This window comes from Bradyrhizobium sp. Arg237L (assembly GCF_029990105.1).
Lineage (GTDB): Bacteria > Pseudomonadota > Alphaproteobacteria > Rhizobiales > Xanthobacteraceae > Bradyrhizobium.
Genome location: NZ_JAQMIL010000004.1, coordinates 113,428 through 131,521, shown reverse-complemented (window position 1 = coordinate 131,521; position 18,094 = coordinate 113,428). Strand labels below are relative to the sequence as shown.

Here is an 18,094-nt window from a genome sequence, read left to right as displayed (position 1 = left end):
CGGCCTCAACCGTCGGACGCACCGATCAGATCTCGAAGGCCCACTGCTCTGCCACCAAGCTATAATGTCCGCCCTCGCGTCGCATACGGCCAAAGCCAGGGAAATGCAAATGCATTCCGCCGATCAGCATGTCGTCGGTCACCACCATGTCGAAAATCATCTGCCGCGCCTTGGCCGCCGCTTCGGGGTCGGTGTCGAACTCCATGGTGACATGCGGGAGTGCCACCTGGATTTCCGGTACATGCACGGTGTCGCCCCACACCACCATCGACCGGCCGCCGGAGGAGACGACGTAAGCGGTGTGGCCGGGCGTATGACCGGGGATCGGAATCGCGGTGACGCCCGGCAGCACCTCGCCGTTGCGGAAGGTGCGGACGCGGTCGGCAGCCATATAAGGCTTGAGCTGAGTCCGACCGGCTTCAAAATAGCGGCGGCGGGGTCGCTCCGCTGCCTTCGCCATCGCCTCGTCGTTGAACCAATGATTGATCTCGTTTTCATGCACGATGACCTCGGCGTTGGGAAACAGTCTCGTGCCGGTCGCCGCATCGGTCAGCCCGTTGGAATGGTCGGGATGGACATGGGTGAGCAGCACGCCATCGACGGAGGCCGGCTCGATGCCCGCAGCCGCAAGATTGTCAGGCAGGCGACCGCAGGTCGGTCCCATCAGATCTGCTGAACCGCAATCGATCAGGTAGGTCCGTCCGTCCACCCGCAACGCGAAGGCATTTACTGAAATGCGCGGCGGCGAGATCCGGTGATCGCGGGCGAGAATGGCCTTGGTCTCCTGCTCCGGAATGTTGCGGAAGATCGAGTACCCCATGTCGACGTAACCGTCACTTAAGCCCGTGACCAGCACGTCTCCCAGTCTGCGGTGGTAGACGCCAGCGACTTGCGTCTCGGGAAACCTGCTCATCGGACACTCTCCTCCCAAAGTCGGGCGACGACCGCGGGATCGTCGCGTCTGTGATGCCAGCTTCGGCCGACGCGAAGCCCGGCCCTCGACCAAAGTCGAACTTCCATGAGCGCGTAAGCCCAGGCGACCGCGAACACGTCAATCACCGGTGCGCCGGCGATCTCGCGCACGCCGTGACGGACGAGAAGCTCGGCAAGCACGCCTTCAGCCGGAATGATCACATCGGCGCCGCGCGCCACCAGGCGTTCGGCTGCGGCCGCAAAATTGCCGATCACAGGTGCCGGGTCGGCATAGGCGGCGGCCAGCGCCGGCTCATCAAGCGGCGGATCAAGGGCGACGACATCAAGCACACGTGCAGCAAGCCCATGCTTGTCGACCGCAACCTTCGTCATCCATTGCACCGCCGGCGCATTTGACACTAGCGCAACGTAGCGTCCGAGCGAGCAACCGACGAGAAGGCCGCTCTCCGTGAGCGAGGCGACAGGAATGTCGACAGCCGAACGGATCTCGCGCAAGAACGGCTCGCTGAAGGAGCCGATCACAAAGGCCTCATAGCCCTCCCGTTCCGCTTTGATCGCGTTATCGATCACTCGGCCGAGAATGCGGTGATAGGCATAGGCATTGCCTAGCACCGCCGTGGCCGACGCTCCGCCATAGCTCCCCGAGGGAAGACCATGCACGATAAGCTCGGCGTCATTGCCGAGGATTTCCGCCGCGTGCGCTTCCAGCGCACGCTTGTAGACCGCCAGGTGGTCGAGTTCGTTGACCGACTGGTGCCAGATGCGGGGCTTCGAGCCTCCGCCGTCTCCTGCTCCTGTCATGCGTCGGTCCGGTCCCTTGTCAGGCGAAGCGAGCGCAAAGAGCCGATCTCTTCCAAGCGCCAGAGCTGCTCGAACAAGTCGCTGGCGTGGGCGCGGCTGAACACGCGCGTCCCGCAGTCCAGGAACTTTTCCCTCAGCTCCTCGCGCGTGAGTGGCGTCTGCCAACTGCCCTTGGCATGCACTACGGGTGCGTGTTCCAGCACCTCGCCTGACGCGAGCACAACGCTCACCCGGTCCGACGGCGCAAAAGGTTGGTCGCCGGGCATGATCTCGTCGGTCGTCGTGCAGCGCACCTTCGCGAGGGTGGCACCGACGTCCGGCCGCGTGACGAATTCATCGGTCAATTCGGCAAGACCGACCCGGCGCGCGATGAGTGCGGCGGCCATCGCGAATTCCATGCTGAATTTTGCTTCGAGCCCCGTCTGCGGATTGCTGTTGCGCAACATCAGCTTTTGCGTGACGCCGGTATGAACCCGAATCTCGCTGACTTCAGATGGGTTCAGCTTGTGCAAGTCGACCAGGCCGAGCATTGCGTCGATCGAGCGATGCGTGGCATAGCAGGTCGGATAGCGCTTCACGTTGATTCCAAGCTCGGCCAGCCGCCAGTGCCTGCCGATGTCGAGAGTACCGTCCTCGATTCTTGGGGTGCCGGACGGGGAATGGGCACGCAGGAACCCGGTTCGGTGTTCCAGCACATCCAGCGAAGCCGTGAATCCCTGGTCCGCCAGCCGCGCGGCGAGCACGCCCGATTGCGCCGTGCGGCCGGCGTGCAGCGATTTCGTCATCGTACCGAAATTGGCGACAAGACCTGAGGCCAGCGAGGCCGCGATGGCGACGGCGTGCGCCGTCTTCTCGGGGCCGAGCCCGCGCAGGCGGGCACATGCTGCTGCGGTTGCGAGCGCACCCATCACCGCTGTCGGATGGAAGCCACGCTCGTGCAGGTGCCCTGGTTCGAGATCTGCGAGCTGGGCCCACAGCTCATATCCTGCAACATAGGCGGCAACCGCATCAGTGCCACTCGAATCGAGCGACCAGCCTTCGGCCAGGATGGCTGGAACGAGCACTGCGCTCGGATGACCGGCAAGCGCCACGTCGTCATAGTCGAGCACATGCGCCGCGACGCCGTTGACGAGCGCGGCATCTGACGCCGCGAGGTTGCGGCCCGAGGGAATTTCTGGCGCCCCGTCGTTCTGTGTGGAAGGTGCGAGCATCGCCGAGACGATGCGCACCGGTTGCTCGGCCGCGCCTGCAATCATGACGCCGACACAATCGATGATGCCGGTGCGCGCGGCCTCCTTGCACCGATCAGGCAAGTCTGCGGGCCTCAGGCCCGCGACGAAATTTGCGGTCTCGCGTGTGATATCAAGCATGGTCGCCTCCTCAATAGGATCGGGGAAGACCGAGCACGTGCTGCGCCACATAGGCGAGCACCATGTTGGTCGAGATCGGGGCCGTCTGGTAAAGTCTGACCTCGCGCCACTTGCGCTCGACGTCGTATTCCTGCGCAAAGGCGAAGCCGCCATGGGTCTGGAACGTCGTATCGGCCGCCTTCCACGTCGCTTCGGAGGCAAGCAGTTTGGCGATATTGGCATCAGCACCGCACGGGCGTCCGGCCTGGAATAGCGCCGCGGCGCGCCGGCACATCATGTCGGCCGCCTCGAGCTCGGCGTAGGCGCGCGCCAGCGGAAACTGGACGCCCTGGTTCTGTCCGATCGGGCGGCCAAACACGCTGCGCTGATTGGCGTAGGCGACACCCTTGTTGAGCAGCCAGCGTCCATCGCCGACGCATTCGGAAGCGACCAGGATGCGCTCGGCGTTCATGCCGTCGAGGATGTAGCGAAAGCCCTGTCCCTCCTCGCCGATCAAATTCTCGGCCGGGACCCGCAGGTTCTCGATGAAGACCTCGGTGGTGTTGTGGTTGATCATCGCCTTGATCGGGCGGATCTCGACGCCATTGCCCTTGGCCTCGCGCAGATCGACGAGGAACACCGAAAGTCCCTCGGTACGACGCTTCGCCTGATCGAGCGGCGTGGTGCGTGCGAGCAGCAGCATGAGATCGGAATAGAGCGCACGCGAAGTCCATATCTTTTGGCCATTGATCACGTAGACGTCGCCCTGGCGCTCCGCCCGCGTCTTGAGCTGGGTGGTGTCGGAGCCGGTATTGGGCTCGGTCACGCCAAAGGCCTGCAGCCGTAACTTTCCGGCGGCGATATCCGGAAGATAGGTGCGCTTTTGCTTTTCGCTGCCGTGGCGCAACAGCGTGCCCATGATGTACATCTGCGCATGCGCCGGGCTCGCCGTGCAGCCATTGGCATTGATCTCTTCGAGGATCACAGCCGCCGCGCGCAGCGGCAGGCCCGAGCCGCCGTATTCCTCCGGAATGAGGGCGCCGAGAAACCCCGCCTCGGTCAGGGCGGCGACGAATTCGGCCGGATAGCCGCTGCGCTCATCGAGCGCGCGCCAGTATTCGCCGGGGAATCTTTCGCAGATTTTTCGGACCGTGCTGCGCAGCTCCGGAAAATCCTCGCCTACGACGACGGTGACGTCGGCCTCAGCCTGGTGGGAAGTGTCGTGATAGTTCATGCAGTATCCTTTCAGACGGCAACCCGGGCAGCGCCGCGATAGGTCTTCGGCAATCCGGCGCGGGCGATGGCGCCGGAGAACCGCTCGCCCGGCAGCCAACTTTCGACCTCCTCGCGCAATGCAATCAGCGCTTCGACATCGGCGCCGGTATCGAAGCCGAGTTGCTCCAGCAGGAACGCGGTGTCTTCAGTGTCGATGTTGCCGGTCGCGCCGGGCGCGAAGGGACAGCCGCCAAGTCCCGCGAGCGACGCATCGAAGGCGCGAACGCCGGCTTCAAGCGCGGCGGTGACATTGGCAAGACCGAGCCCGCGGGTATCGTGGAAATGGCACGCGACGGGAACGCGACTGACGGCGGCGATCACCGCCTTCATCAACCGGCGGACCTGACCCGGATCGCCGTAGCCGACGGTGTCGGCGACGATGATCTCATCGGCTCCCATTTCGGCAAGCCGCACCGCGATCTCAACGACCCGCGCCTCCGACACCGATTCGGAAATGGTGCAACCGAAGGCCGTGGCAATCCCGGCGCCGAGCGCAATGCGCGCGCCGGCGCGTTGATCACGCGCTGCGACGATGCGCGCGAAATCCTGCAACGATTCCTCGGTGCTGCGCCGGACATTGGCGAGGTTGTGCTCCTCGCTCGCCGACAGCACATAGTTGACCTGCGCCAGATCCAGCGCAAACGCGCGCTCCGCACCGCGCAGGTTCGGCACCAGCACCGAAGGCCGGCAGCCGGTGATCGCGGCCGCACCACGGGCCACCTCCTCCGCATCGGCAAACTGGGGAATCACCTTTGGCGGCACGAAGGACGTCACCTCGATGTCGTTGATGCCCGCCCGGACCATGCCGCGACACCAGGCGAGCTTGCGCGCGCTTGGCAGGATCGTCTTCACGAGCTGCAATCCATCCCTCGGCCCGACCTCGCGAACATGAGCTTTCTCACGCATCTCGCGCCTCCGCTATTTGCCCTGGAAGTTCGGCTTGCGACGCTCGTTGAAGGCGAGCACGCCTTCGCGGCGGTCCGAAGTCGGGACCAGCCGGTTGTAGGCCTCGATTTCGAACGCAAGGCCGTCGGCAAGAGACATCTGCAGACCACGGTGGATCGCCTGCTTGGCCTGGCGCACCGAGACCGGACCATTGCCGGCGATCCGCTCGGCGATGGCCAGCGTTGCTTCCAGCAGTTCCTCCGGCGGCAGCACGCGATTGACCAGTCCCCAGCGCTCCGCCGCCTCGGCCGAGAACGGCAGGCCGGAGAGGATGACTTCCTTGGCGCGGCGTTCGCCGATGGCGCGCGGCAGGTTCTGCGTACCGCCCGCCCCGGGCATGATGCCGAGCGTCACCTCCGTGAGCGCAAAGCGTGCGTTGGTCGCGGCGTAGACGAAATCGGCCGCCGCCGCGATCTCGCAGCCGCCGCCATATGCGGCGCCGTTCACCGCTGCAATGATGGGAATCGGGCAGGCCAGGATCGCGCGCAGCATACGCTCGAACACGAGATGCTGGGCCTGCCACGCCTCATCGGTCATCCCGTTGCGCTGCTTGAGATCGCCGCCGGCGCAAAACGCCTTCGCGCCGCTGCCGGTCAGAATCGCAACGCGGAGGCCTTCGAGATCGATGGTGAGCCCCTCGAACAGCTCCATCAGGTCGAGACCCATCTGGGTGTTCATGGCATTGGCGGCGTCCGGCCGGTTTAAGGTAACCAGCAGGATATGATTGTCCCGCCGTTCCGCGGTGATCGTCTCGAAATCACTTCGCATTGGCGGTCTCCCTGCTGGCGGATGTCCGAAGGATGGCGTTGTGCTGACCTAACGTCGGAGCCGGCGTGCGCGCCCGGGGGCGCGCCCCGTTGAAAGCAAGGGGAATGCCGACCAGCTCGATGTCGTCGTCATCGCAACGCACCGTCATATCGAGCGCGCGCGTCTGCGGATGCTTGGCGACTTCATCGATGCCGAGCAGCGGCGCATTGGGCACCCCGGCCTCGTCAAGCAGCTTGCCGAGCGCCTCGCCCGTATATTGCCGCACCGCGTCTTCGATCTGCGGCAAGAGCCGCCCGCGGTTGACGACCCGGGCCGCGTTGGTGGCGAAGGCCGGATCGGACGCAAGCGCCTCGAGTCTCAATGCGCCGCAGAGTTTGCGGAACAGATTGTCGTTGCCGGCGGCAATCATCAGCCAGCCATCGGACGCCTCGAAAGCCTGATACGGCACGATCTCCGCCGTGCCCGAACCGTAGGGCTTGCGCACTTCTCCGGATGCCGCGTAACCGGCAAGCGGCACGGTCATCCAGGCAAGGCCGGTCTCGTAAAGCGACGTCGAGACGATCCGTCCCTCGGCGCCGCTCTTGCGCGCAACCAGCGAGGCGAGCAAGCCAATCACGGCCCACATACCAGACCCCATGTCGATCAGGGAAACGCCGACCCGCACCGGCGGCCGTCCACCTTCGCCCGTGACACTCATGATCCCCGTGCTGGCCTGCGCCAGCGGATCATAACCCGGCTTGCTCGCGAGCGGCCCCTTGGTGCCGAACGCCCCAATGTCACACCAGATCAGCGCAGGCTTCTCGGCAAGCAGCGCCTCGGCCGTGAGCCCGAACTTGCCAAGAATGCCCGGCCGCAGATTCTGTATCACGGCGTCGGCTTGCGAAAGAATGAGCGCCTTCAGCTCGCGGCATTCACGCGCATCGCCAAAGTCGACCGTAACATCCTCCTTGCCGCGGTTGAGACAGTGGAAGGCGCTGGCGGTCTCGTTCCAGAATGGAGGCCCCCAGCCCCGCGCATAGTCGCCACTCTTCGGGTTCTCGACTTTGATCACGCGCGCACCGAGATCAGCCAGGATCAGCCCGGCATAGGGCGCGGCCACGCTGTGACCGAGCTCCACGACGGTGATGCCTTTCAGCGGCTTGTCGATCTCGGCCATTACATTCTCCTCGATGGGGTGCTGCATCCCCGTTTCGCCATCGTCATCATTCCGTCCAAGCTTTCCGACCCACGCTTCAGGACTTATCCATCGCGTTGTCGGCCACGAGCACCGCGCCATTGACAAAGCTCGCCCGGTCCGACAGCGCGAACACGATCAGATTGGCGAGCTCCTGTGGCGTGCCCCAGCGCGTGTTGCGCATCGAATTGTTCTCGGACCAGCGCCGCCGTTCAGCCTCGGCGTCGTCGGCGCTCAGATTGCGCTTGGCGAGTTCGCGCTCCCATTTCGCGAAGCGCTCCGGCGTGTTGACGAAGCCGGGAACCACGCAGTTGATGCGGATATTGTGCGGCCCAAACTCGTTGGCGAGGATCTTGGAGAATCTGATCTCAGCCGACTTGGCCGGCCCGGTACAGGACGACAGGAAGGGCGGCATCGTCACCATGATGCCGGTCTCGCCCGAGACGTTGACGATGCTGCCACCCTTCTGCTGGATCATGACCGGAATGATGCGCTGGCAAATGCGAAACTGGGCGAAGAAGTTGATCGCCATGCCGTACTGCAATTCCTCGTCGGTCACCTCGAGGAACGGCTTGTAGGTGCCGGTGCCGGCATTGTTGACGAGGATATCGATGCGGCCGAGACGGTCGCGGGCGACCATCGGCAGTTGCTCGATCTGCTTCAAATCGGTCACGTCGACCGACAAGGTCTCGACCTTCGCGCCCGTGGTCCTCTCGATGTCGGCGCGTGCTTCGGCGAGCGCATCCTCGCGCCGTGCACAGATGAGCACCTTCACCCCCTCCTCGGCCAGCAGCCGGCACGTCTCGAGTCCGATGCCTTTGCTGCCGCCGGTGACGATGGCCGTCTTGCCTTCCAATCCGAGTTTCATCTGTTTTCTCCCTGAAACGAGGTGACACGATCGAGCAGCGCGCGGATCGACATCGTTCCGCCATTGCGCGCGGAGGCGAACACCTCCGCAGCCAGCCGGCCTGCGGCACCGGATGGGGATCCCGATCGCGCCATCCGGGCTTCGAATACTTCGGTGGCGCGTGCCTCGTCCTGGAAGACCAGTGTCCTGGGCGCTTCGCGCGCGGTGCGGCGATAGCGGCCGCCGTCATCCATCTCGACCTCGACGATTGCATCAAGATGCGTCCCGACATCGTCGGGCAGCACCGTTGTCTTCTCGACCAGCGCCAGGATCTCTGGATCCCGCTGGTGCTCGGCACCCATCTCGTAATCAAGCCGGCCGTAGCGAAGCATGGCAGCAACCGCGAAGGCGGTACTCGCCTGCGTCTGGACGATGCTCGTGAATGGTCCCTTGAAGGATGTTCCGGGATACTCCGTGTAGGGACGCCAGATCGTCACGGTGATCCGCTTGACGTGCGCAAGGTCGATGCCGTCGCGGTTGAGCAGGCTGGCTGCAATCACGGCAGACATGTTGTCGCCGAGGGTGGCGAACGGTTTGGCCATGATGCCGATCATCGTCGCGGGATCGGGATTTTTCAGCCAGGTCTCAGGCGTGCGGTCAAGGCCGGCAAGTGAGCGCAGAAAACCCTTCGGCCCTTCCAGCGCATCGGGCGCCCCTCGCACGCCGCGCGCAGCGAGCTCAGCGGCGACGAACCCGCCGTGAGCGGCGCGCCCGTTCTGCACACGCCATTCGTCGGACCCGCAGCGCACCGGCTCCAACGTTCCTCCTGTCGTGGAGGCCGCGATAGCGACTGCATTCATGGCCTTCGACGGATCGAGACCAAGCGCTGCGGCACCGGCAGCGGCCGCCGCGATGGTGCCAAACGTCGGACTGGTGCGCACGCCTCGCCCGATCAGACCGCGGGCAACGGCCTCGCCGGCGCCGAGCCATTTCAGCGTGGCATATCCAGCCACGAGCGCATTGAGGACGAGGCGCAACGGCGCGTCGCGCGCCTCGCCCAAGCACACGACGACCGGCGAGATCAACGATCCGGGATGGGTCCATGAATCGTGGTCGGTATCGTCCTGGAAATGCGCATGAACGGCAATGCCATTGGCAAGCACCGCTTCGGACAATGGCACGTGTGTGCCGCTGGCCCAGATCCGCGCACTTCGCGGGCTCGGAGCGGCATCCGTCGTCATCGCCCGCGCAGCCGTGGCCGTCGGTTCGTCACGTGACGCTAACGCAAGTCCAAGTGAATCGAGCAGACAGATCGCCGCCTTCACCGCGATCTCGGCGGCGAGCTCTGCTTCAGCCGCCGCCGCGACAAAGGCGCCAAGACGCGTTGTTGCGTTGATTTGAGCCATCACAGATACTCCTCGGCCAACGCGACATCGCGTATTTCAGTCACCGAACCGCTTCGCCTGATCTCGCCGCCGCGCATCACATAGCCGCGCGAGGCAAGCTTGAGCGCCGGCCGGGCCATTTGCTCGGTCATGAGGATCGTGGTGCCACGCGCCTGCATATGGCGGATCGCCTCGCTGATCCGCGCGATCCACACCGGGGCAAGCCCGAGGAAAGGCTCATCCAACAGCAGCAGCTTGGGAAACGAGCTCATGGCCCGGGCCAGAGCCACGATCTGCTGCTGACCGCCGGACAACTGTCCCGCCGGCTGACTGGCGCGCTCCCGCAGCATCGGAAAGAGGCTGCAGAGCCAGTCCCAGGCTTCGCGTTGTGGGGCACGGCCTCGCCCGCAGGCACCGCTCAGAACGTTGTCGGCGACCGACATGGTCGGAAACACGTGGCGGCCTTCCGGCGAATAACCCATGCCGGCCCGCGCCCTGCCGTCGCATGCGAGCGCGCTGATGTCCCGGCCGGCAAAACGCACCGTGCCGCGCGCAGCGCCGGCAAGGCCGATGACGGCATTGATCAGGCTTGATTTGCCTGCCCCGTTGGCGCCGACCAGCAGGACTGTCTCGCCCTCTGCAACTTCGATCGAGACACCCCGCAGGGCGGTGATGCCGCCATAGCGGACTTCGAGATTTTGCACCACGAGCATCATGCTTCTGCCTCGTCCATCGTCCCGAGATAGGCGTCGATGACGTCGTTGCGTGACAGCACTTCCGCAGGCGAGCCTTCGGCGAGCACGCGGCCGGAATCGAGCACCAGGATCTTTGGGCAGAGCCGACGCACGAGCTCCATGTCATGCTCAACGATCAGAACACCGCACCCCAATTCCGTCACGGCGTGACGGACAAACGCGTCGACGCGCAGGCGCTCGCGCCGTTCAAGGCCAGCCGCCGGCTCATCCAGCAACAGCACTTTCGGCCGCACCGCGCAGGCAAGCACGAGGCCGAGCATCTTCTGCAATCCGTAAGGCAGCTTGTCGCTTTGCTCGTCGAGGTGCGCGGCAAGCTCGAATTCGTCGATCAGCGGCGTGATGGCCTGCCACACGCCCTCTCCGCCATTGCTGAAGCGCACCGCGCGCGAGATATTCTCGCGCACCGTGGCAGTGCGGAACGTATTGGTCTGCTGAAAGCTGCGGACGATGCCCGCGCGGCTCACGGCGTGGAGCGACTTTCCCGTCATGTCGCGGCTGCCGAGCAAGACGCGGCCGCTGGTTGGCGCAAGCATGCCGCAGATCACGTTGATCAAGGTGGTCTTGCCGGCACCGTTGGGGCCGATCACGCCGAGCACTTCTCCCGGCGAGATCGAGAAGCTCACGTCATTGAAGACGTGCAGACCGCCGAAACGCTTGCAGATACCGGTGACCTCGAGACGCATCGATGAGTTCGCGATGCCGACGACAGCTTCACGTCGGTCGAACCGCGGTCCCATGACACCGAGGACGTCGCCTGGGGGCATCACAAACCCTTCGCCAAAACTGCTCTCGGTCCGTGCCGCTTCTCTGGGAAGCGGCTCTCTGCTCCTCGTCATGGCTGCGACTCCGTGGCGGCCGGGGCCCCCAGGGCGCCGGACCCAGGGTTGATGGTGGACCGGCGGAGAACGCGCGAACTTAGGAACAGGAGAAACCGAGTGACGGAGCCAACGATGCCCTCTCGCGCCGCGAGCACCACGACCACGATGAGGAATCCGAACAGGAGCTGGGAAAATTCACCGCGTAGCGCAAAGATTTCTCCCGCCCATATCAGCAAGGCTCCGCCGACGAGCGGCCCGAGCATGGTGCCCTTCCCACCGATGATCGTGTAGGCAATGTAGTTCACCGATGAGAGTGGACTGAACGAGGTCGGATGCGCGGTGAGCAGCATGTTGACCAACGCAAAGCCAGCGAGCCCGGAAACACCGCCGGCGATCGCGAAGCCGAACGCCTTGTAGTGCCAGACAACAAGCCCGAGAGATTGCGCCAGCAACTCGTTCTCTTCGATCGCCGCAAAATGCTGGCGCAAGCCGCGAGTAACTGCGGCCGTGATCAGCGCACCGGCGAGCGCCAGGCCGGTCGTGACCAGGAGCACCGCGCGATTGTCGCCGAGTTCGATCCCGAAGATGGTCACTGCGGGCATGCCGACCAGACCGTTGGCCCCTCCGGTCCAGCCCGGCATCTCGAACAGCACGAGCTGCGTGATCTCGGTGAGGACGAAGGTGACCAGCACGAAGTAGACGCCGGTGAGACGGAGCACCAACGCGCCGAGCGGCAATGCAAACAGCGCCGGCACCACGAAACTGGCGATGCCGAGCAGCAGAACGTCCGTCACACCATGGCGGAGACCGAGGATCGCCGCGGTATAGCCTCCGATCGCCATGAACGTGGGCACCGCAAACGTCATCAGGTTCATGCGCAGCATGATGTAGACGCTCAACGCAGCGGTGACCCCAATCAGGATCTGATTGGCCAGCGAGTAGACTGCGGGGTTCTGGCTGATCCAGGGGATGACGAAGGCTGCGGCGATGACAACAACGCTTGCCGTCTCGGCAATGGAGCCGCCACGTGTGGCGCCAAGGTCAATGCTTGCCATGGCTCAGGCTCCACGTACTCGATGGCCGAACAGGCCGGACGGCCTGACCACCAACATGATCAGGACGAGCACGAACAATGCGAGGGCGCCTTTCGATCCTCCGAGATAGACCGCCGAGAACGCTTCCACCATGCCGACGAGAAAGGCCGCAACGGTTGCGCCGCCAATGCTTCCGAGGCCACCAAGAATGACAATGAGGAACGAGGTCGCCAGCACGGGGTCGCCGACATGCGGTGCAAGTGACAGGATAGGCGTGACCAGCGCGCCAGTGAGACCCGCAAGCCCGGTGGCCAGCGCAAACGCGGTCGGGAACAGAAGCTTTGGACGCAGTCCCTGCGCCGTGGCGACGGCACGGTCGTCAGCGAGCGCGCGCAAGGCGCGGCCGAAATCGGTGTAGTAAATCAGGGCATAGATCGAGAGGATACCCACCAGACAGACGACAAGGACCACGAGATTCTCGATCGGGACATAGAAGCCGTGCCCGCGAAGGACGCCCGTCAGGGGAAAGCTGAATGCAGGCGACTGCGGTCCGAACATCACCAGAAGGCCGCTCGACATCATCAAATAGAGACCGAGCGTCAGCATCAGTGTCGCCAAGTGATCGTCGATCACGTGATCGAGGATGAGACGCTCGAAGAGATAACCCAGCGCCGTCGTGCCGAGTGCGGCCGCGATCACTGCCAGCGCATAGGGCAGACCGAGATAGGTCACCGCCGAATAAGCGAGGTAGCCTCCGAGCACATAGAATCCGCCATGGGCGAAATTGACCACGCCGAGAATGCCGAAGATCAGGGTGAAGCCGAGGGCGAGCAGCGCATACTGCGCGCCCAGGCTGATGCCAATGAGGCCGGTGGCAACGATGCCTTCCACAGGAACTCCGCTATTTGCCTGTGGCCGCTTCGACCGGAACGATCGGCTGCAATTTTCCGTCGGTGACCAGTCCCACGCCGAAGGGGAACGATAGCTCCTGGTTGATGCCGAAGAATTCCTTGCCGATCCAATGTCCTGAACCGACATTTGGATCGTCCACGGGCAATGCACGGAGAGCCTGAGCCACCTTTTCGGTGTCGGTGGTCGTGCCCGCTTTTGCGATCGCCTTTACGACCATGCGGGCGCCGGACACCCACTGGAAAAACAGATTGTTCTCAGGCCGCTCGGTGCCGAACAGCTTCTTGTATTCGTCGGCGATCAATTGGACCTTCTCGTCGACCAGAACCGGCTCGTACCAATAGAAGTCCTTCAGCACGGCGTCGCCGCCGGCAACCCGGGAGATTTCGCCATAGCCTGGACCACCGAGGCGCCCGATCGGTCCTTCGAACCCGGCTTGGCGCAATTGCTTGACCATGATGCCGGCGTCGCCGGGCGGCGAGGACGCGAGATCCACAGCCTCCGGTTTTGCGTTCATGATGCGCGTCACGATCGGCGCAAAATTGGTGGTGCCGCGCTGGTAGTACTCCTCGGTCGCAGCGATACCGTTCTTCTTGTAGGCGTCCGCATCGACGCTTGCGATATCCGTGCCGCCCTGATCGTTCGGAGCGACGAGGACAACGCTCTTGATGCCGAATTTTTGCTTGGCGATCTTGATAATCGGATCGGCCCATCCTGACGGACCAGGGCCGACATGGAACACCAGGGGCCATTGCGGACCCAGCGCGTCCTTGGCGTAACCATTGCCCATCACCAACATCGAATTGCGTTTGGCGATGGGCTTCAGCCCGGTGAGTTCGGGTGAACCGATGGGACCGATGATGAATTTTACGCCCTGCGCCGCGAGCGTATTTGCTGCCGCGGCGGCGCCCTCTGCCGTGTATTTGCTATCGATCGCGACGACACTGACTTGACAGGGCGCGCCGTCGATCTTGACCAGGCCGTCGCGATTGGCCTCTGCAGCGGCGAACTCCGCCGCGCCCTTGAGCGCGAGCCCCCACTGCGCAGCCGGCCCGGAAAGCACGCCGACGACGCCGAGTTTGAGCTCCGGTCCGGCGGCCAGCGCGGACGGCCCGGACACGACACTCGAAGCGCTGATTGCGGCGCCGGCCAACAGCAAATCACGACGCGTTATCTTCATTCGCACCCTCCCATTATGGATCGTTTCATTTATTTTGATTGTCTTACTGTTGACGCCTGCTGCGAGGCACGCGACATCTGGCTTCGCGCGGTCGCGTCATCCCATCAGAGGGCGGACGCAACATGCAAGCAACACATTGATTTGACGTTGTAATTTATTCAGTCGGACCGCTTGAGCGAAGTCCGCACCTAGCCCGAGCGTTGGCGTCCCTTCCCTATGATTATTGTTTCAGCACTTGGTTAGAGACTATGTGCCGTTATGGTCGGCCTGTCAATGAAACGATTTAATGAAATCGTGAGGGTGTCGTTTCGGATGCGCGGAGCGCGGACGAGCTTGCCGCCAAACGGACGGCATGCGGCCCGGCAAGCCGGCGTATTGAAATCGGCAACAAGGCACGCGGCGGCGCCGTCGTAGACGACGCACCGTCAGCGTAACGTCGATTATTGGCTGCGCTTATTTTTCCGCCTTCACCGCGAAGAATAGTCGAGCGTCGCGGCGACCAATGCCTCTAACACTTCCAAGCAACTTCGTTGCTGCGGGGCGGATCTGCCCCAACCCGCGTGCAGGTCAGCGCGGCGCAACTGCACGCAAACGATAGCGCGGAGCGAAGCTCGTTGGCCTTGGTGTCCTTCAGACCGCTCCTGCCGAGCCTGCCCTGCTTATGCAGAGCGAACAGCAGCGCGGCCTGAAAGCTGTCGCCGGCGCCGATCGTGTCCACAACCGTGACCGCGGGTGCCCCGACTTCAATGGCACCGGCCGCCGGATGCCAGGCCTGGGCTCCTTTCATTCCGCGCGTAATGACAAACAGGCTGCCACCGCCAGCCAGGAACTCTTCCGCCTTCGCGGCGTAAGCCTCTTTCCCGTAGAGATAGTCGAAGTCTACGTCCGACATGCGAACGATGTCCGCGCTGTCGATAAACCTGTCCATGCGCGCGAGATAGGCTGTCTTGTCTTTGACCAGATTGGGCCTGCAGTTCGGGTCGAACGAGATCGTCGCCGATGATTTGGCATCGGCGACCATCGCGGCGGTTTCCACGGCTCCGCTCTGGTTGACCAGCGTCGTTGAGCCGATGTGGACGGCCTCGATCGTCTCGAACGGAATTTTGCCCTGCGCATAGGTCCATTCCCGCGTCGCCGTTTCCGCGTCATAGAAAGCATATTGCGACTCGCCTGCGACCATTCGGACGAAAGCGAGCGTGGTCTGGCGGTCGCTGCGGGTGGCATAGCGAAGGTCGACGCCGGACGCCACGGCGTGGTCGGCGATCATGCGGCCGAACAGGTCGGTCGAGACGCCACCGACAAAGCCCGTCGGCGCACCAAGCCGCGCCAGTCCGACCGCGACGTTGAGACAAGAGCCTCCGACCGCCGGCCGCACTGCCTCGCGCCCGTCCGCGGCCGCAACGGGCACGAAGTCGATCAGCGCATCGCCACAGCTCAGCAACATCGTTTTCAGCCTTTCGAGATTAGCCGCGGTTGATCTCAAAACCGCGCATCGCCTCACGGCTTCCGCGATCAAGCCGACGCAGCAGCCTGTACACCTCCCGCTTTCGGTGGTGGAATTCTTCCATGCCCGGCGCGGCCGGCTCAGTCTGGCGACCGAGCGCCGACATTGCGGCCATGGTCTCGCCGAGTGAGGCATAGGCACCAGCGGCGACGGCGCCGAGCATGGCCGCCCCGAGCAGGACCGGCTCCGCCGTTTGCGGCAGCGCCACCGTGAGGCCCGTCGTATCCGCCATGATCTGCCGCACCAGCGGGCTCCTTCCTGCGCCGCCGCCCATGACGATCAGCTTGCTGTTGACCCCCTGCGCCCTGAAGGCATCGATGACGTCGGCGAGGCCATAGGCGAGCCCGCACAATCCCGCCACGAACAGACGCTCCATCGCGCAGATATCCGTATCGAGATCGAGGCCGGCAATGACGGCGCGCGTGTCGGGATCGGCATAGGGCGAGCGGTTGCCGAGGAATTCCGGCAGCACATGAACGTCGCGCGCCAGCAGCGCCGCCCTGCTCGCCTGCCCCGCACGGGCCATGATCCGCTCCTCGAGGACCTGGATGATCTCCACGCCGTTGCGCCTTGCCGCGTCGCTCGCCTCGGCGTGGGCCGGATGGGAGCGGATCAAATAATCGATCGCAGCACCTGCCGCCGATTGCCCGCCTTCGTTGAGCCAAAAGCCGGGCACCATGCCGGAGTAATAGGGCCCCCAGACGCCGGGCACGAAGCAGGGGTCGACCGTTGTCGCCATGATGCAGGCGGAGGTCCCCATGATGTAGGCGAGGCGATTGCAGACATCGACCTCAGCCCCCGATGCGTCCCGACCGCCGATCGCGCCGAGGCCGCCGGCGTGTGCATCGATCAGCGAGGCGCCGACCGGCGTCCCCGGTCTCAACCCGAAATCCCGCGCCGCCTGTTCCGTCAGGCCAAACCCCAGCGGTGTTCCAGGGGCGACGATCTCGGTGCCGATCCTGCGATATTCGTCCTCGACGAATTCCTTCAAGCCCACGCGCTGAAAATATGGCGCGCTCCAGCGCTCCTCATGCGCGAGGTAGTTCCACTTGCAAGTCACCGTGCAGGTCGAGCGCGCGAGCGACCCTGTCGCGCGCCACGAGAGGAAGTCGGCCAGGTCGAAGAAATGCCCGGCGCGATCAAAACTATCGCGCAAGTGCCGCTTCAGCCAGAGCAGCTTCGGCATCTCCATCTCGGGCGAGATGGAGCCGCCGACATAGCGCAGCACCTCATCCTGCGTATCGTTGATCAGCCGTGCTTCCTCGATCGCGCGATGATCCATCCAGACGATGACATTGCGCTGCTTGTCGCCGGATGTACTCACCGTCAGTGGTTCGCCATGCCGATCGAGCGCGACCAGCGAGCAGGTCGCGTCGAAGCCGATGCCCTTCACGAGCTCGGACGATATCGCGGCTTCCGCCATCGCGCTGCGGACGGCCGAAACGCTGGCCGCCCAGATATCCGACGACGACTGCTCGACAATGTCGCCTGCCTCGTGCCAGACCGCGATCGGCTGTTTTGCAGTTGCGAGCAGGGCTCCGTTTTCGTCGAAGATGCCCGCGCGCGTGCTGGAGGTTCCGACGTCGATGCCGATGAAGGCTTGCCGCATGTTCGCTCCCGTCAGTTTTGACGCAAGCTTACCAGCAAGTATAGCCACCATCGACAAGAACGATGCTTCCCGTCATGAGGCTGGCCGCCTCCGATGACAGGAACAGGACCACCGAGGCGATCTCCTCCACCTGCCCCATCCGCGCCATCGGGGTGCCGCCGATCCAGGCGTCGTACATGCGGGGGTTGTCCTTCACGAATGCGTTCAGGGGCGTCTCGATATAGGTCGGCGCCACCGCGTTGACGCGCACGCCGCGTGCGCCCCATTCGGCTGCGAGCGATTTGGTCAGATGGTGCACCGCGGCCTTGGAGGCGTTGTAGTAGCACTGCTCCTGCGGCTTATTGACGATGAAGCCGGACATCGAGCCGATATTGACGATATTGCCCGTCCGCGCCTGAAGCATGTGCCTGCCGAAGGCGCGGCAGCACCAGAAGGTGCCGTTGAGATTGACGTCAATGACATTCAGCCAGTGCTCGTCGGTCACGGTTTCGGCCGGAGTCTCGCTGCGCGCGATGCCGGCATTGTTGACGAGGACATCGACCCGGCCGTAGCGGGCGACGAGTTCGTCAGCAACCTCGGTAACGCGCCGTGAATCCGTCACGTCCACGACCGCGACCTCGGCCTGATAGCCCTTCCCGCTCAGATAGGCGCCCGCTTCGCCGGCTACCGCCGCATCGCGATCGGCAATCACGACCCTCGCGCCGGCCTCCGCCAGCGCCTCAGCACAGGCGAGGCCAATCCCCTGCCCGCCCCCGGTTACGACTGCGGTTTTGCCGGGTAGTTTGAATTTTTCCAGATACATCTTGGT

17 protein-coding genes are annotated in these 18,094 nt (G+C 64.0%); all 17 read right to left on the bottom strand.

Features of this window, described 5'->3' with window-relative positions; translation table 11 throughout:
* Positions 1–25: 25 nt before the first annotated feature.
* Positions 26–913, bottom strand: coding sequence for an MBL fold metallo-hydrolase (locus OZ411_RS03695; RefSeq protein WP_282526857.1), 888 nt, complete (start codon positions 911–913; stop codon positions 26–28).
* Positions 910–1,734: an aspartate/glutamate racemase family protein gene (locus OZ411_RS03690; protein WP_282526856.1), complete on the bottom strand. Its 825-nt coding sequence runs from the start codon at positions 1,732–1,734 to the stop codon at positions 910–912. The genes OZ411_RS03695 and OZ411_RS03690 overlap by 4 nt, the downstream gene beginning before the upstream one ends.
* A complete protein-coding gene (locus OZ411_RS03685; RefSeq protein ID WP_282526855.1) occupies positions 1,731–3,104 on the bottom strand; it encodes an MmgE/PrpD family protein in 1,374 nt (457 codons plus the stop codon). The genes OZ411_RS03690 and OZ411_RS03685 overlap by 4 nt, the downstream gene beginning before the upstream one ends.
* Positions 3,105–3,114: 10 nt before the next feature.
* Positions 3,115–4,317, bottom strand: coding sequence for an acyl-CoA dehydrogenase family protein (locus OZ411_RS03680; protein WP_282526854.1), 1,203 nt, complete (start codon positions 4,315–4,317; stop codon positions 3,115–3,117).
* 11 nt (positions 4,318–4,328) lie between these two features.
* Positions 4,329–5,264, bottom strand: coding sequence for a hydroxymethylglutaryl-CoA lyase (locus OZ411_RS03675; protein WP_282526853.1), 936 nt, complete (start codon positions 5,262–5,264; stop codon positions 4,329–4,331).
* A 12-nt stretch (positions 5,265–5,276) separates the two neighbouring features.
* The gene (locus OZ411_RS03670; protein WP_282526852.1) at positions 5,277–6,071 is read right to left on the bottom strand and encodes an enoyl-CoA hydratase-related protein; all 795 of its coding nucleotides are present in this window, start codon (positions 6,069–6,071) and stop codon (positions 5,277–5,279) included.
* On the bottom strand, positions 6,061–7,227 hold the full coding sequence (locus OZ411_RS03665) for a CoA transferase (RefSeq protein ID WP_282526851.1): 1,167 nt from the start codon (positions 7,225–7,227) through the stop codon (positions 6,061–6,063). The genes OZ411_RS03670 and OZ411_RS03665 overlap by 11 nt, the downstream gene beginning before the upstream one ends.
* 76 nt (positions 7,228–7,303) lie before the next feature.
* Positions 7,304–8,113, bottom strand: a complete 810-nt coding sequence (locus OZ411_RS03660; RefSeq protein ID WP_282526850.1) for an SDR family NAD(P)-dependent oxidoreductase — start codon at positions 8,111–8,113, stop codon at positions 7,304–7,306.
* Positions 8,110–9,498, bottom strand: coding sequence for an MmgE/PrpD family protein (locus OZ411_RS03655; protein ID WP_282526849.1), 1,389 nt, complete (start codon positions 9,496–9,498; stop codon positions 8,110–8,112). Before OZ411_RS03655 ends, OZ411_RS03660 begins: the two co-directional genes overlap by 4 nt.
* The gene (locus OZ411_RS03650) at positions 9,498–10,193 is read right to left on the bottom strand and encodes an ABC transporter ATP-binding protein (RefSeq protein ID WP_282526848.1); all 696 of its coding nucleotides are present in this window, start codon (positions 10,191–10,193) and stop codon (positions 9,498–9,500) included. Before OZ411_RS03650 ends, OZ411_RS03655 begins: the two co-directional genes overlap by 1 nt.
* Positions 10,190–11,068 (bottom strand): ABC transporter ATP-binding protein, encoded by an 879-nt coding sequence (locus tag OZ411_RS03645; RefSeq protein WP_282526847.1) that lies wholly within the window; start codon positions 11,066–11,068, stop codon positions 10,190–10,192. The genes OZ411_RS03650 and OZ411_RS03645 overlap by 4 nt, the downstream gene beginning before the upstream one ends.
* Positions 11,065–12,105, bottom strand: coding sequence for a branched-chain amino acid ABC transporter permease (locus OZ411_RS03640; protein WP_282526846.1), 1,041 nt, complete (start codon positions 12,103–12,105; stop codon positions 11,065–11,067). Before OZ411_RS03640 ends, OZ411_RS03645 begins: the two co-directional genes overlap by 4 nt.
* Positions 12,106–12,108: 3 nt before the next feature.
* Positions 12,109–12,975 carry a branched-chain amino acid ABC transporter permease gene (locus OZ411_RS03635; protein ID WP_282526845.1) on the bottom strand — a complete coding sequence of 289 codons (867 nt, stop codon included), beginning with the start codon at positions 12,973–12,975 and terminating at the stop codon, positions 12,109–12,111.
* Positions 12,976–12,985: 10 nt separating this feature from the next.
* Positions 12,986–14,173 (bottom strand): ABC transporter substrate-binding protein, encoded by a 1,188-nt coding sequence (locus OZ411_RS03630; RefSeq protein ID WP_282526844.1) that lies wholly within the window; start codon positions 14,171–14,173, stop codon positions 12,986–12,988.
* A 508-nt stretch (positions 14,174–14,681) separates the two neighbouring features.
* Entirely contained in the window at positions 14,682–15,617 is a 936-nt protein-coding gene (locus tag OZ411_RS03625; RefSeq protein WP_282526843.1) for a carbohydrate kinase, read from the bottom strand.
* A 19-nt stretch (positions 15,618–15,636) separates the two neighbouring features.
* On the bottom strand, positions 15,637–17,286 hold the full coding sequence (locus OZ411_RS03620; protein ID WP_282526842.1) for an FGGY-family carbohydrate kinase: 1,650 nt from the start codon (positions 17,284–17,286) through the stop codon (positions 15,637–15,639).
* Between the two features lie 28 nt (positions 17,287–17,314).
* The gene (locus OZ411_RS03615; protein ID WP_282526841.1) at positions 17,315–18,088 is read right to left on the bottom strand and encodes an SDR family oxidoreductase; all 774 of its coding nucleotides are present in this window, start codon (positions 18,086–18,088) and stop codon (positions 17,315–17,317) included.
* Positions 18,089–18,094: the final 6 nt, after the last annotated feature.